We start from the raw sequence: 13,609 nt of genomic DNA, 5'->3' as shown, positions 1-13,609 counted from the left end.
ATATGAAAGTATTAGCAAAATTAAAAGCAGAACCAGGTATATGGATGTCTGAAACAGACGTTCCTGAGTACGGTTACAACGATCTCTTAATTAAGATTAAAAAGACCGCGATTTGCGGCACTGATGTGCACATTTATAAGTGGGACGAGTGGTCACAGAACACCATTCCTCTGAGGATGACCGTCGGTCATGAGTATGTCGGTGAAGTTGCCGCGCTCGGCGAGGGTGTCCGCGGCTTTAAGATAGGCGATCGCGTGTCTGGCGAAGGCCACATCACCTGTGGACATTGCCGGAACTGCCGCGCAGGTCGTCGCCACTTGTGTCGCAACACCACAGGCGTCGGCGTCAATCGACCAGGCGCATTCGCGGAGTATTTGGTGATTCCTGCGGAAAACGCGTTCAAATTACCAGACAATATTTCCGACGACATGGCCGCGATTTTCGACCCCTTTGGTAATGCGGTACACACAGCGTTGTCATTCGACTTAGTCGGTGAAGACGTTTTGATCACGGGCGCAGGTCCGATTGGCATTATGGCTGCGGCGGTCGCCCGCCATGCTGGTGCTCGCCATGTTGTGATTACAGACATCAATGACTACCGTCTAGAACTCGCCACGAAAATGGGCGCGACCCGAGCGGTCAATACCATGAATACCAAGTTGGAAGACGTCATGAAAGAGCTCGATATGACCGAAGGCTTCGATGTCGGACTGGAAATGTCGGGTGTGACGGTTGCGTTTAATCAAATGCTGAAAACCATGAACCATGGTGGCAAGGTTGCGCTGCTCGGCATTCCTCCGGGAGACATGGCGATTGATTGGAACCAAGTCATTTTCAAAGGCCTCGTGATCAAAGGCATTTATGGCCGTGAAATGTTCGAGACCTGGTACAAAATGGCAGCACTCCTGCAGTCTGGTCTCGACTTATCGCCGATGATCACGCATCATTTCCATGTCGATGATTTCCAACAAGGTTTCGATACCATGTTGTCAGGAAAATCAGGTAAAGTGATTTTAAGCTGGGACTAACGTTACAAGAGGTTGAATCCATGGGTGTTTTTCAGCGTATTTCCGCAGCCGACGCACAGGCGATGATGGCCAAAGGCAACGTGCAGGTCGCTGATCTCCGTGATCCAACCTCATTTGGTCAGGCGCACATTCCCGGCTCAGTTCGGTTAAGTAATGAAAACCTACAGAACTTTATGCTGGAAAGTGACTTCGATGCGCCATTGCTCGTTGTTTGCTACCACGGTGTGAGTAGTCAAAGTGCCGGCCAATATCTTGCTGAGCAAGGCTTTGAGAACGTTTACAGTCTTGACGGTGGTATGACTGCATGGGCCACGAGTTTCCCCGAACAGGTGGCCCGTGATTAAGCTTTTAAGCAGTGCTAACAGTCAGGAAGTGTTAGCATTGCAAAATGCACTGCGTCGCGCCGGTATGCCGGTGACTGTGACTGAGCGGGGCAGCACGCTCGAGCTTTGGCTGGTACAAGCAAGTTATGAAGCAGCCGCGCGCGAGTTTATTCGCGAATACAAAGCGAACCCGCCCGCTGAACAGCCAAGTCAAGCCCCCGTTGCCAATCTCGGTGCCGCTGCAATGTGGCAATTACTCGCTCGCCAAGCGGGCATTTTTACGTTTGTTATTTTTGCGATTGTTGTTTTAGCTGCTGTCGCGCAATGGTTCATTGCTCCCGACCTGACCTTAAGTTACCTCATCTTTTCCCCTTACGGCGGTCAAGTTCTTGAAGTTTCACAGCCTTGGCGCTGGGTGACACCGATTTTTTTACACTTCTCCGCCACTCACCTTATTTTCAACTTGTTTTGGTGGTGGTACCTCGGTGGTCGTTTAGAACTCACCTACGGCAGTACAACGCTTATATTCGTCACTATTGTCACCGCCGTGACTTCAAACTATGCACAGTGGTTTATGTCCGGGCCTTTATTTGGCGGTCTTTCGGGCGTCGTTTATGGCCTGCTCGGTTTTGCCATGGTGGTGGCTTGGAAGCGCCCTTGGCATCCACTCGCGTTGCCGCCTGCGCTACTCGTATTCATGATTGGATGGTTATTACTCGGCTACACCGACTTACTTTGGGTGAATATGGCAAACGAAGCGCATAGTGTCGGACTGCTGAGCGGTATCGCCTTGGGTCTCTTATTGCGCAACAAACGCCCTGCACTTCGACGTTAATAGGACCAAATGACCATGGAAACCCCGCTGGGAACGCAAGCGCAATGGCTTAATCCTAAGCATGTCCAGCTGCCACCCGATTTACGTGACTGGTTAACCGATGCCGGCTCATTGACCGCAAAATTAAAAGCGCTCCATGCTGATTTTCGCGTTCAGGTTCTCTGTCAACGTCAAGGCTTTGCAGATGACCATGAATATCGGCAATTAGGTCTCGAAAAGCAGCCTGTCACCCTGCGCGAAGTGCTGCTTTACTGCAACGACCAACCTTGGGTTTTCGCCCGCAGCATTCTGCCGCACGAGCAGTTGCAGCAAAGCGCTGAAATTACGCATCTTGGGAATAACCCGTTGGGTGAGCATTTGTTTCAACGCCAAGACATTACACCGGGACAAATTGAGGTCGCATCCTTTGCGCCCGACTCGAAAGTTGGTTGTCTCAACCATACCTTGCATGGGAAACACCAGACCTTGTGGGGACGTCGACGTTGTTTTCATTTGCCCGAAACCGCCATTTTAGTGGCGGAAGTATTCCTTTCGCCAACGCCCTGCTATGCTTATAACCCAACAATGGGAGGTGATGCATGAGTCGTTATGATGCTTATCGTGCGTTAATGCGCATGGATAAACCAATTGGTACTTGGCTATTATTATGGCCAACCTTTTGGGCATTACTAATCGCTGGGTCCGGCGACCCATCTGTTCGCTTAGTTGCCGTTTTTGCTGCGGGCGTGTTCCTCATGCGTTCAGCAGGCTGTGTCATTAATGATTTTGCGGATCGTAAGCTTGACGGCCATGTCAGCCGCACGCGCGACCGTCCACTCGCAACCGGCGCAGTGACGGCGCTAGAAGCATTGGTACTTTTCTTCGTTTTGGTTGCATTGGCCTTTATCCTCGTGTTGACGCTCAACACTCTCACCATTTTGCTCAGTTTCGTCGCTGTAGCACTGGCCATTATTTACCCGTTTGCAAAACGTTTTACCCATTTGCCACAAGTCTTTCTTGGTGCCGCATTCAGTATGGCCATTCCCATGGCGTTTGCAGCCCAAGCATGGAGTTTACCATTAGTCTGTTGGCTGCTGTTTGGCGCCAATTTAGCTTGGACGATCGCTTATGACACCGAGTACGCGATGGTTGATCGTGAAGACGACTTACGGGTAGGAATTAAATCAACCGCCATCTTATTCGGTAAATATGACGTTGCGCTCATTGGCTTGTTACAGCTCGCAACACTTTGCTTACTCGCCCTGGTCGGCTGGCTGATCAACGGCGCCTTGGTCTATTGGTTCGCGCTACTCGTTGCCGCCGGTCTTTTTGTTTGGCAATTATTGATGATTCGCCATCGTCAAACAGACGCCTCATTTCGCGCATTTCGTCAAAATCATTATGTGGGCATGATCATTACTATTGGTATCGCTTTACATTATTGGTTACCGGCGCCGCTCGGTCTGGCCTAAGTGATGATAAAACGAAAAAAAGGAGAGCAATGGCTCTCCTTTTTTCGCTTTATCCGTTTAGCTTTCGCTCAGGAGGTGCTGAACAGACTGTCGAATCGTTTGTTGAACTTGGCTTCCCAAGAGTTCATCAACTTCGTCACTGAGCGCACCGGTTGCTTGTTGTGCCGTATAAGTTCCCTCGTCGGTGACTTGGATATAGTTTTGCTCTTTCAAGACACCGACCAAAATCGAAAATATACGTTTGTCATAAAACTCCGGAGCGTCGATACCATGGCGGGCTCCAATGCGTGACGCGACCTTTTCACTATATTGCTCGAGATCTGCCCGTGATAAGTTTTGCGCCTGTTGTAGCAACTCCAATACAATCGCATAACGAACCAGCGTTTCTTCCGCCGCATTGGATAACAATGTCAATTGAACGTAGCCCGGTTCGCTACGCGCAACAAGCTGATAGCCACTTGCCGTCTCTTCGATCCAACCCTGGCGGACAAACTCTTCACAGAGCGCTTCAACCCACAACGAGATATCACGCTGTTCCCGATTCAAAAACAGTTCGGCTTCGAGCATTGGGTACAAGCGGGTGACAAAATCACAGGCTTGTTGCAAATTAAACACTCTGTCCCGACGAACAAATCGCGCCAACATGGCAGGGACAATAAACAGATGCAGAATATTATTGCGATAATACGTCAATGTCACTGCTTGCACTTGATCGACACTCACCACAGTGCCTGCCGGCGTTTCTGTAATCGCGAGCTTGTCCATCTTCACTAAGTGCTCCCACATGGCATCGGCCGGCCATTCGGGCACTTGAATATCACGGCTATACGGCACTTCCCGCTGCAGCGCGAGATAAGACTGAATCTGCGCCAAGAGTTCTTCACGGTTTAAGGTATGGCGCTCGGCGCTGAGTAAAGCCAGTGCTGTTAAGTTAATGCTATTTAATGCAGCACCATCATTCACTCGGCGCATCAAAACATCCGCTAAGGTGTTAACCACGGGAGTCATCCAGCGCGGTTTCGCCGGCTCTTCTGCACCACTCGTCACTGAATCACGCCAGTCTGACTGAGCTCTGTCGAGGTAGTCTGACAAACGCAACGGTTCACCGAAAGTGACATAGCCGTGACCGAAATTACGTAACTTACGTAAAATGCTGAATACTTGGAAAACGGATTCTTTCTTCTTTGCTTGCCCTTTCAGTTCACCGTGGTAAGTACCCACTTCCATTACGTGTTCGTAACCTAAATAAACCGGCACAAAGGTAACGGGACGAGTCACACCGCGAAGTTGGCTCTGCAGAGTCATCGCCAACATACCGGTTTTCGGTGGCAATAAACGCCCCGTTCGACTGCGGCCACCCTCCATGAAATACTCAACCGCATAACCTTTTTGGAACAAGCGGGTAAGGTATTCACGAAAAACCGTGGAATAGAGTTTATTACCTCGGAAGCTTCGGCGGAGAAAGAATGCGCCACCGCGACGAAAGAATGTGCCAATCGGGAAAAAATTGAGGTTCACACCGGCAGCAATATGCGGTGGCACTAACCCTTCTTTATAAATCACGAAACTCAGCAACAAATAATCCATGTGACTGCGATGGCACGGCACATAAACAATTTCATGGCCGTCTTGGGCTAATTTCCTTATTCTCTCACTGTTTTGCACCGTGATCCCGTTGTAGATCTTGGTCCACAACCAAGTAAATAAATGGTCGGCAAAGCGCACCAGGCCTTCACGATAATCTGCAGCGATTTCCTGTAAGTAAGCTTTCGCGCGCTTTTCTGCCTGCTCTGCGCTAATTTTTTTCGCTCGCGCTTCGTCTTTAATCGCTTCGCGAATCGCCGCGTTAGTCAACAAATCACGGATCATTTCTTCGCGACTTAATAACTTCGGTCCCGCAACGGCATAGCGTAAGCGAGCAAAATGCGTGCGCGCGACCCGAGTTAACTTGTGTGCAAGCGCCTCGTCGCTTGCATGACTATCCGCCATGGTTCGCAAACTCACCGGCTGTGATACGCGGGCAAGAATATTGCGGCCACTAAACATCACCAGCCAGAACTTACGGAATTTGCCGGGGACTTCAATGTCTGCGGTCATGGTGCGACCTTCATTACGTTCCCGGCCAGGCTCACGCCCCCAAAACAAGGCAATCGGATGCATATGAACATTATAATTTGGGTGCTGATGGTGCAGTTGCATCAACTCGACAAAAGCTTCTTGCGGGGTTTGCGTTAAACGTCGTTTCGGATCCTCAAGATAGAGCACGCGATCAAACGTTTTACCATTAATAACCAGTGGTTCGGTGGGGTCAGGAAGACCGAGTTCGAGCGCCGTATTGCGTGCAACTACCAAATCAGTTGCAGAGGGTGCTTTCATCACATAGACGACATGATCGGGTGCTGATGGTTGATGGTCGTGGGGGTCGGCGATGGCCTTAAAACGAGTTAACCAAGACACTGGCCAGCGCAAAATTTTATAAAGCAACGACGTCGATTTCATATCCAAGAGGCCTGTTGTTTACTGAGAGTCAATTATGCGCCTTAGAATACCACTTTTCTGGTTTGGTTGCGCTGTTAACAAAATTTAAGCAAAAAAAGTTGCAACTGGTTAAATACTGTATATACTCACAGCATACTGTATGAATAAACAGGTGATCCCATGCGACCATTGACGCCACGACAACAGCAAATTCTTGATCTCGTTCGCGATACGATTGAAGCGACCGGCATGCCGCCAACGCGCGCAGAAATCGCTGAGCGCCTTGGTTTTCGTTCATCAAACGCTGCAGAAGAACACCTCCGCGCATTGGCAAAAAAAGGCGTCATTCAAATGATTCCTGGTATGTCACGCGGTATTCGGGTTCTACAAGACGAGCCTGAAAAGCTCGCTGAAGGTTTACCTTTAATTGGTCAAGTTGCCGCTGGTGAGCCGATCTTGGCGCAACAACATATCGAAAGTCACTATCAGGTCGATCAGTCCATGTTCCATCCGCACGCAGATTTTTTACTCCGTGTGCAAGGCATGAGCATGAAGGAAATCGGTATTCTTGACGGCGATCTACTCGCCGTACACAAAACAAACGAAGCTCGTAACGGACAGATTGTAGTCGCCCGTGTCGATGATGATGTCACAGTAAAGCGCTTTGAGCGCCGCGGTAATGTTGTACTTCTCCATCCGGAGAATGAAGAGTTCTCAATTATTCAGGTCGATTTAACGCAACAGTTTATGACCATTGAAGGACTTGCCGTCGGCGTCATTCGCAATGGGGGCTGGTTATGAATTATTCCACATTAACACGACGTTTCTCACATCCCGGTATCTGGGGTAATGAAAAAGCCACTCAATCGACCGTGCACTCGGCCAATCTGCACCAACAACTTTGGGTGACCTTGAGCACCATGCGTAAGCGTGACGATCAATGGGTGACGGTGATTGGCAAAGCGCCAAAAACGCTGATTGCTCAATTAATCGCCGCCGGTATTCGACCCGACCAAATTCGACGCGTAAATACAAGTGATCAGACCACTGCATTGTGGGCAACTGAACAAGCACTTTTAATCAATAACAGTCAATTGGTCATTGCTTGGTTAAAACCCTGCGAAGGCCGTGAACGCCAACGTTTACAACTAGCCGCGAAAGCCAGCCAAGCACTAAGCTTTATTTTTGATAGCAGCGAAAAGCAAAACGCTGTTCATTAATTAATCACTCCACACCCTTGCCCGAGGGTACCTCGGGGGTATTGTTATAAATACCCCCTTTTTTATTAACATTTTTGGTGCTATTTTGATCCCCATCAATGTATTTGCTGCTACACGATGCTGTTCTTTGGCATGTGCCCGGTATTTTGAACCACTCTGCTATCCGCGCATGTGCTCATCGATTCGTCTCAGCGACTTGATATACCTAACAATAACTGCCTTTAAGGTAATAATAAAAACAAAGGGTTAGGCAAGACTGAGATTTTTGGGGAAATGCTGTTCCTTTCTTGCTGACCTCTTTGTGCTTTTTGACACGACACGCCCCCCTGCTGTTGTGGGAAAAAGACTAAGAGGAGAAGTCGAGTGAATGTAAGACTAACGCGCCTGTTGCTCGCGTTGTCGGCGCTGAGTATTTCAGCAACGGCCAATGCCGAGCAGAGCCTGCAGTTAAATCTTACCCGTGGTGTGACAGACATTAGTAATAAAGTATATGACCTGCATATGCTGGTTTTTTATATTTGTCTCGCTATTGGGGTTATCGTCTTCGGTGCAATGTTCTGGTCGATTTTGCGCCACCGGAAGAGTCGCGGTGTTAAACCTGCAACATTCCACGATAACGTTAAGGTTGAAATTGCATGGACCATTATTCCATTTTTAATCCTGTTTGCGATGGCGGTTCCAGCGACCATCACCTTGATTAAAATGGACGACACATCGGACTCTGATGTAAGTGTACTTGTAACCGGCTCTCAGTGGCGCTGGCATTACAGTTATTTAGATTACGATGTCGAATTCCAAAGCATTATGGCGACGCCACGTGAGCAAATTTACGGCCGTTTACCACAAACCGAAAATTACTTGTTAGAAGTTGACCGTCCTCTGGTCATTCCAACCGGTAAAAAGGTGCGTTTCCTAATTACCTCTGACGATGTTATCCATTCTTGGTGGGTACCAGCATTTGCGGTTAAAAAGGATGCCAATCCGGGGTATATCAATGAAGCTTGGACCCGCGTCGATGAACCGGGTATTTACCGTGGTCAATGTGCTGAACTCTGCGGTCGCGACCATGCGTTTATGCCGGTCGTTGTTATCGCTAAAGAGCCGGCTGAATTTGAAGCTTGGATTCGTGGCGAAGAAGAACGTTTACGTACTGCACGCGAAGAAGAGCAGCGTCTGCTATCGATGCAAATGAGCATGGACGAGCTAATGGAGCTTGGTCAGCAAGTTTATATGGCGCAATGTGCTGCTTGTCACCAGCCGAACGGTCAAGGTATTCCTGGCGTGTTCCCCGGTTTGGCCGGCGTTGGTGTCTCAGTTGGCGACCAGCAAGCCCACATCGATGTGGTGGTCAATGGCGCGCGCGGCACTGCGATGCAAGCGTATCGTAATACGCTAAGTATGCGCGAGCTCGCTGCCGTTATTACCTACGAGCGTAACGCTTGGGGCAATAACACGGGCGATATGGTGCAAGCCGCTGACATTCACCACTTCATTCAAGGTAATCAATAGGGGGCTTCGCTATGTCTACGATTGTAACTGATACCCATAGCGCCCACGACGCGCACGACCACCACGATCACCATCCGAAAGGGATCAAGCGTTGGTTGTTTACTACCAACCACAAAGACATCGGCACCATGTACTTATGGTTCAGCTTGATTATGTTCTTTGTGGGCGGCTCCATGGCGCTGATGATTCGCGCTGAATTGTTCCAGCCCGGCATGCAAATTGTTGACCCGCACTTCTTTAACCAGATGACCACGATGCACGGTGTCATCATGGTCTTCGGTGCGGTTATGCCGGCATTCGTTGGTTTAGCCAACTGGATGATCCCGATGATGATCGGGGCACCAGATATGGCCTTGCCACGGATGAACAACTGGTCGTTCTGGATCCTGCCATTCGCATTCCTGATCATGCTGTCGTCTTTCTTCATGCCAGGTGGCGCACCAGCCTTCGGTTGGACTTTCTATGCACCGCTGTCGACCACTTACAGTACCGACTCAACGGCACTGTTCGTGTTCAGTATGCATATTATGGGGATGTCATCGATTATGGGGGCGATTAACGTCATCGTCACCATCATGAATATGCGCGCTCCAGGTATGTCCTACATGAAAATGCCACTATTCGTCTGGACATGGTTCATTACTGCATTCTTGCTCATTGCGGTTATGCCAGTTTTAGCCGGTGTTGTGACCATGGTTCTGACCGACAAATACTTTGGTACGGCATTCTTCGACGCCGCTGGTGGTGGTGATCCGGTCTTGTTCCAGCATTTATTCTGGTTCTTCGGTCACCCTGAAGTGTACATCATGATCCTACCGTCATTCGGTATTGTCTCGGCCATTATTCCTGCGTTTGCACGTAAACCACTATTTGGTTACGCCTCAATGGTTTACGCCACTGCTGCAATCGCTGGTTTATCGTTCTTGGTTTGGGCACACCACATGTTCACAACCGGTATGCCGACTTTCGCTTCGCTGTTTTTCATGTATATGACCATGTTAATTGCCGTCCCAACAGGGGTGAAGGTCTTTAACTGGGTCAGTACCATGTGGCGTGGCGCCATGACCTTTGAAACGCCGATGCTATTCTCACTGGCATTTGTCGTGTTGTTTACCATTGGTGGCTTCTCCGGCATTATGTTGGCGATTACACCGGTGGATTACCAGTACCACGACACCTACTTCGTCGTCGCTCACTTCCATTATGTCTTGGTAAGTGGTGCGGTGTTCTCGATTATGGCTGCGGCGTACTACTGGTTACCGAAATGGTCTGGCGTTATGTACGACACTTTCCTCAGTAAACTGCATTTCTGGTGCTCACTAATTTCGGTCAATATCCTGTTCTTCCCGATGCACTTCGTCGGCCTAGCGGGTATGCCACGCCGAATTCCAGACTACGCACTGCAATTCGCTGACATCAACGCAATTGTCAGTGTTGGTGGTTTCCTGTTCGGGTTCTCGCAGCTGATTTTCCTTGCCGTTTGTATTAAATGCGCATTGAAGAAAGGCGAACCTGCACCAGCGAAACCATGGGAAGGTGCCGAAGGTCTCGAGTGGACTGTGCCGTCACCGGCGCCTTACCACACCTTCGATGTACCACCGGTAATTAAGTAAGGAGTGCCGTGAAATGAGCGAATCTCCGGAACAAAAACCACAGCGCCAAGATAACAGTCGGGTCATCACCCGGCTGTTAGGCTCCGTGATCATCATGTTTGCATTTGGCTTCGCCCTTGTACCCCTGTATGAGAAGTTTTGTGAAATAACAGGGTTCAATGGCCGCACGAGTAACACCGCAGCGGTAGCTAATTATGGCATGGAAGTCGATCAAACTCGGGTGGTTACGGTTGAGTTTCATACTCGTGTTAGCCGTGGAATTCCTTGGGAGTTCCATCCAGAGGTTCGGTCAATTCGTGTGCATCCGGGCGAAGTGAAAGTGGTGAATTTCTACGTCGAGAATCGCACAGGCAAAGACGTTGTCGCGCAGGCATTGCCGTCTGTATCGCCAGGTGAAGCGTCGTTGTATTTAAACAAAACCGAGTGCTTTTGTTTTGAACAACAGCCGTTAGCCGCCGGCGAGCGTGCCGTTATGCCAATGCAATTTTATCTCGACCCGGACTTACCCGAGCATATTCACCGCTTTACTTTGTCTTACATGATGTATGACCTAACTGACCAGGCGCGTGTGACAACCACCGCCAGTCGGTCAGAGTGAGGGAATTTCAATGAGTACAGAAAATCATAATCCACAAAAGTACTATGTTCCTGACCAAAGTATATGGCCTTTGGTCGGTGCCATCGCCTTAGGCCTTATCGCCTTTGGTGCGGGCCATTACACCATCGAGTGGTCGAAACAGGAAGCTGGCTTCGGCCATTACTTCCTCGGTGCTGGCTTGCTCGTAATGGTGGTCATGTTAGTTGGTTGGTTTGGCGACCAAATTCGAGAATCACGGGCTGGTTTATATAACGAGCAACTTGGTCGTTCGTATAAGCAAGGCATGAGCTGGTTCATTTTCTCTGAAGTCATGTTCTTTATGGCATTTTTCGGTGCCCTCTTCTATGCTCGCATGATCGCGGTGCCATGGTTAGGCGGCGCGGGTAATAACGAGATGACCGGTCAGATTTTATGGCCCGGTTTCGAAGCGATTTGGCCGTTAACGACAACACCAGACGGTACCACCACACAATCAATGGGTTGGTTAGGTTTACCATTGATCAACACTGTGATTCTGGTGATTTCGTCGGTTACCTTACATTTCGCCCATGTCGGCTTAGAGGAAGGGAAGCGCCAAAAATTGAAATTATGGTTAGTGATTACCATCGTTCTTGGCTTAATCTTCCTCGGTTTGCAAGGCTATGAATACGTTCATGCCTATCGTGACCTTGGCTTAACGTTAGACTCAGGTATCTACGGCAATACGTTCTTCATGCTCACCGGTTTCCACGGCTTACACGTGACGCTGGGTGCGATTATGATGATCGTCATGGCCGGACGGGTATTTGCCGGTCACTTCACCAAAGATGATCAGTTTGCGTTCCAAGCAACCGCTTGGTACTGGCACTTTGTTGACGTGGTTTGGTTGGTCTTGTTCGTCTTCGTGTACGTCTTGTAATAGAAAAGAGCGCCCCTGCTCAGTAGGGGCGCTGATTTAATGTGGTGACATCAAACAGAAGTGCGAGAATGATGAATAAAATCACCACCGCAGAGAATAACACCCGTTTACCTATGTAATGTGACATGGGTGGTGCGTCAGGATCGTTCTTCAACGCACTAAATAGCCCGCGAAATAAGTTCGCGATGATGTATAGCAGTAACGCGACGAGTAGTATTTTGAGTATAACGGTTAACACGGCAGGTCCTCAGAAGTTGTTATGACAGTCCTTCGCCTTGGTTCATTATTATTTCGCCTCCATCTTGGAGCGCTCCTTATTACTTTGCTTGCGATCGCAATCTTGGTCAAGCTTGGTTTTTGGCAAATTGACCGTGGCCAAGAAAAACAACACATCATCGATCGCCACGAACAGGCTGCCGTCTACACCGAAATCACGCCGGCAACGTTAACCGAGCTCGCGCAAGCAGCCGATAGCGAAATTGAATTCCACGGCCATATTCAACAACAACCGTTATTTCTCATTGATAATCAAATTCACCAAGGTCGCAGCGGTTACCATGTTCTCGCGCTCGTGCGGCCGAACCACGTTAGTGACTGGCTCGTGCCCGTCAACCTCGGTTGGGTACCGGCCGACTTCGACCGTTCGGTACTACCGACCATTGAGCTGCCAGAAACCGAAGTCACCATTCAAGGTCGTATTCGTGTGCCAGCGGCCCAACCGTTTATGTTGCAAGCACAAGACTTCCAGGGTCTCGGTACTGCAGGCGTGCATCGTATTCAGTATCCAGAACTCGATAAGCTCGGTAGCGAGCTCACTGCACGATTGGGCGCACCGCTTGCACAGTTTATCGTGCTTCAAGATCCACAAGCTGAGCTTGGCTATGTGCGTGACTGGCCAATCGTCGTCATGCCGCCACACCGTCACTACGCCTATGCGCTGCAATGGTTTGGCTTAGCCTTGGCGGCTTTTATTGTCTTTGTGTTTGCCAGCCGCGAACGCTCAGGGTCACTTCCGCAGAAAAACAAGAATAAGGAAACGCAATGAATAAGCCCCTCACACCGGAACAGCAAAAGCGTCGCAATCGCCGTGTATTACTCACGGTTGCTGCCATTTTTGTTCTTCCTCTCGCTGCCGCCCAGTTGGTTTTGAAAATGGGCTGGTATGAACCGGGCGTCAGCAACAAAGGTAATTTGGTCAGCCCAGAGATTCAGTTGACCGATAGCAGTAACGCATTGCTGCCGAATAAATGGCGGATAGCCTATGTTGTGCCCGCTGAGTGCCAAGAACAATGTGGTAACGCTCTGTATGTGGCGAGTCAGTTGTATCACGCACTCGGAAAGCAGCAGGACCGCGTCCGTCCAGTCGGCATTCAAGGTAACCAAAGCGCCACACAACTTCCGGCGTTGCCCGCTGACTCCAATTTACAGTATGTGCGCGATGAGGATTTGCATGCAGAACTCAGTGCCTTACCCGAGCATAGTTTGTTTATTATCGACCCAGTCGGCAACGTCGTGCTGTGGTACCCCACGAGCAACGATCGCCAAGCAACGATTTTGCAAGGCCGAGATTTACTCAGTGATCTGCAAAAACTACTCAAACTATCACGAGTAGGTTAAGTTAGAACGTCGTAAGCGTTTGCAAGAATAAGGATAAGA

General features: G+C 49.5%; 15 protein-coding genes. 13 read left to right on the top strand and 2 right to left on the bottom strand.

Features of this window, described 5'->3' with window-relative positions; all coding sequences use genetic code 11:
* Nucleotides 1–2 precede the first annotated feature (2 nt).
* The 5 genes from tdh to ubiA are packed head-to-tail and all read left to right on the top strand — an operon-like array spanning nucleotide 3 to nucleotide 3,637.
* Entirely contained in the window at nucleotides 3–1,028 is a 1,026-nt protein-coding gene (tdh, locus tag LAT77_RS07150) for an L-threonine 3-dehydrogenase (protein ID WP_290563873.1), read from the top strand.
* A gap of 20 nt (nucleotides 1,029–1,048) precedes the next feature.
* Nucleotides 1,049–1,372: a thiosulfate sulfurtransferase GlpE gene (gene glpE, locus LAT77_RS07145; protein ID WP_290563872.1), complete on the top strand. Its 324-nt coding sequence runs from the start codon at nucleotides 1,049–1,051 to the stop codon at nucleotides 1,370–1,372.
* Nucleotides 1,365–2,186, top strand: coding sequence for a rhomboid family intramembrane serine protease (locus tag LAT77_RS07140; protein ID WP_290563871.1), 822 nt, complete (start codon nucleotides 1,365–1,367; stop codon nucleotides 2,184–2,186). The genes glpE and LAT77_RS07140 overlap by 8 nt, the downstream gene beginning before the upstream one ends.
* Before the next feature lie 9 nt (nucleotides 2,187–2,195).
* Nucleotides 2,196–2,768: a chorismate lyase gene (locus LAT77_RS07135; protein WP_290563870.1), complete on the top strand. Its 573-nt coding sequence runs from the start codon at nucleotides 2,196–2,198 to the stop codon at nucleotides 2,766–2,768.
* Nucleotides 2,765–3,637 (top strand): 4-hydroxybenzoate octaprenyltransferase, encoded by an 873-nt coding sequence (gene ubiA / locus LAT77_RS07130; protein ID WP_290563869.1) that lies wholly within the window; start codon nucleotides 2,765–2,767, stop codon nucleotides 3,635–3,637. The genes LAT77_RS07135 and ubiA overlap by 4 nt, the downstream gene beginning before the upstream one ends.
* A 57-nt stretch (nucleotides 3,638–3,694) precedes the next feature.
* On the opposite strand, the gene plsB is transcribed toward ubiA, so the two are convergent.
* Nucleotides 3,695–6,136 (bottom strand): glycerol-3-phosphate 1-O-acyltransferase PlsB, encoded by a 2,442-nt coding sequence (gene plsB / locus LAT77_RS07125; protein ID WP_290563868.1) that lies wholly within the window; start codon nucleotides 6,134–6,136, stop codon nucleotides 3,695–3,697.
* 159 nt (nucleotides 6,137–6,295) lie between these two features.
* On the opposite strand from plsB, the gene lexA reads away from it, so the two are divergent.
* The 6 genes from lexA (at nucleotide 6,296) to LAT77_RS07095 (ending at nucleotide 11,953) form a co-directional block, all read left to right on the top strand.
* Nucleotides 6,296–6,916, top strand: a complete 621-nt coding sequence (gene lexA / locus LAT77_RS07120) for a transcriptional repressor LexA (protein ID WP_290563867.1) — start codon at nucleotides 6,296–6,298, stop codon at nucleotides 6,914–6,916.
* Nucleotides 6,913–7,335: a hypothetical protein gene (locus tag LAT77_RS07115; protein WP_290563866.1), complete on the top strand. Its 423-nt coding sequence runs from the start codon at nucleotides 6,913–6,915 to the stop codon at nucleotides 7,333–7,335. Before lexA ends, LAT77_RS07115 begins: the two co-directional genes overlap by 4 nt.
* A gap of 387 nt (nucleotides 7,336–7,722) precedes the next feature.
* Nucleotides 7,723–8,844, top strand: a complete 1,122-nt coding sequence (gene coxB / locus LAT77_RS07110) for a cytochrome c oxidase subunit II (RefSeq protein ID WP_290563909.1) — start codon at nucleotides 7,723–7,725, stop codon at nucleotides 8,842–8,844.
* An 11-nt stretch (nucleotides 8,845–8,855) separates the two neighbouring features.
* Nucleotides 8,856–10,457, top strand: coding sequence for a cytochrome c oxidase subunit I (gene ctaD / locus LAT77_RS07105; protein WP_126791641.1), 1,602 nt, complete (start codon nucleotides 8,856–8,858; stop codon nucleotides 10,455–10,457).
* A 13-nt stretch (nucleotides 10,458–10,470) separates the two neighbouring features.
* The gene (locus LAT77_RS07100) at nucleotides 10,471–11,055 is read left to right on the top strand and encodes a cytochrome c oxidase assembly protein (protein WP_290563865.1); all 585 of its coding nucleotides are present in this window, start codon (nucleotides 10,471–10,473) and stop codon (nucleotides 11,053–11,055) included.
* Between the two features lie 10 nt (nucleotides 11,056–11,065).
* A complete protein-coding gene (locus LAT77_RS07095; protein WP_290563864.1) occupies nucleotides 11,066–11,953 on the top strand; it encodes a cytochrome c oxidase subunit 3 in 888 nt (295 codons plus the stop codon).
* A 19-nt stretch (nucleotides 11,954–11,972) separates the two neighbouring features.
* On the opposite strand, the gene LAT77_RS07090 is transcribed toward LAT77_RS07095, so the two are convergent.
* Nucleotides 11,973–12,191 (bottom strand): DUF2909 domain-containing protein, encoded by a 219-nt coding sequence (locus LAT77_RS07090; RefSeq protein ID WP_290563863.1) that lies wholly within the window; start codon nucleotides 12,189–12,191, stop codon nucleotides 11,973–11,975.
* A gap of 21 nt (nucleotides 12,192–12,212) precedes the next feature.
* Here LAT77_RS07090 and LAT77_RS07085 point away from each other — a divergent pair, with 21 nt between their 5' ends.
* Together LAT77_RS07085 and LAT77_RS07080 are read left to right on the top strand one after the other, a co-directional pair.
* The gene (locus LAT77_RS07085; RefSeq protein ID WP_290563862.1) at nucleotides 12,213–12,998 is read left to right on the top strand and encodes an SURF1 family protein; all 786 of its coding nucleotides are present in this window, start codon (nucleotides 12,213–12,215) and stop codon (nucleotides 12,996–12,998) included.
* Entirely contained in the window at nucleotides 12,995–13,570 is a 576-nt protein-coding gene (locus LAT77_RS07080) for a hypothetical protein (protein ID WP_290563861.1), read from the top strand. Before LAT77_RS07085 ends, LAT77_RS07080 begins: the two co-directional genes overlap by 4 nt.
* Nucleotides 13,571–13,609 lie beyond the last annotated feature (39 nt).

The organism is Aliidiomarina sp. (assembly GCF_022565475.1).
Classification (GTDB): domain Bacteria; phylum Pseudomonadota; class Gammaproteobacteria; order Enterobacterales; family Alteromonadaceae; genus Aliidiomarina.
This window is presented reverse-complemented; position numbering and strand designations above follow the sequence as displayed.

Bases quoted from the DNA above. Each gene is read 5' to 3' on its own strand.
- LAT77_RS07135 (WP_290563870.1), top strand. From the start codon at position 2,196: ATGACCATGGAAACCCCGCTGGGAACGCAAGCGCAATGGCTTAATCCT.
- LAT77_RS07080 (WP_290563861.1), top strand. From the start codon at position 12,995: ATGAATAAGCCCCTCACACCGGAACAGCAAAAGCGTCGCAATCGCCGT.
- LAT77_RS07095 (WP_290563864.1), top strand. From the start codon at position 11,066: ATGAGTACAGAAAATCATAATCCACAAAAGTACTATGTTCCTGACCAA.
- ubiA (WP_290563869.1), top strand. From the start codon at position 2,765: ATGAGTCGTTATGATGCTTATCGTGCGTTAATGCGCATGGATAAACCA.
- glpE (WP_290563872.1), top strand. From the start codon at position 1,049: ATGGGTGTTTTTCAGCGTATTTCCGCAGCCGACGCACAGGCGATGATG.
- LAT77_RS07085 (WP_290563862.1), top strand. From the start codon at position 12,213: ATGACAGTCCTTCGCCTTGGTTCATTATTATTTCGCCTCCATCTTGGA.
- LAT77_RS07115 (WP_290563866.1), top strand. From the start codon at position 6,913: ATGAATTATTCCACATTAACACGACGTTTCTCACATCCCGGTATCTGG.
- lexA (WP_290563867.1), top strand. From the start codon at position 6,296: ATGCGACCATTGACGCCACGACAACAGCAAATTCTTGATCTCGTTCGC.
- LAT77_RS07100 (WP_290563865.1), top strand. From the start codon at position 10,471: ATGAGCGAATCTCCGGAACAAAAACCACAGCGCCAAGATAACAGTCGG.
- ctaD (WP_126791641.1), top strand. From the start codon at position 8,856: ATGTCTACGATTGTAACTGATACCCATAGCGCCCACGACGCGCACGAC.
- tdh (WP_290563873.1), top strand. From the start codon at position 3: ATGAAAGTATTAGCAAAATTAAAAGCAGAACCAGGTATATGGATGTCT.
- plsB (WP_290563868.1), bottom strand. From the start codon at position 6,136: ATGAAATCGACGTCGTTGCTTTATAAAATTTTGCGCTGGCCAGTGTCT.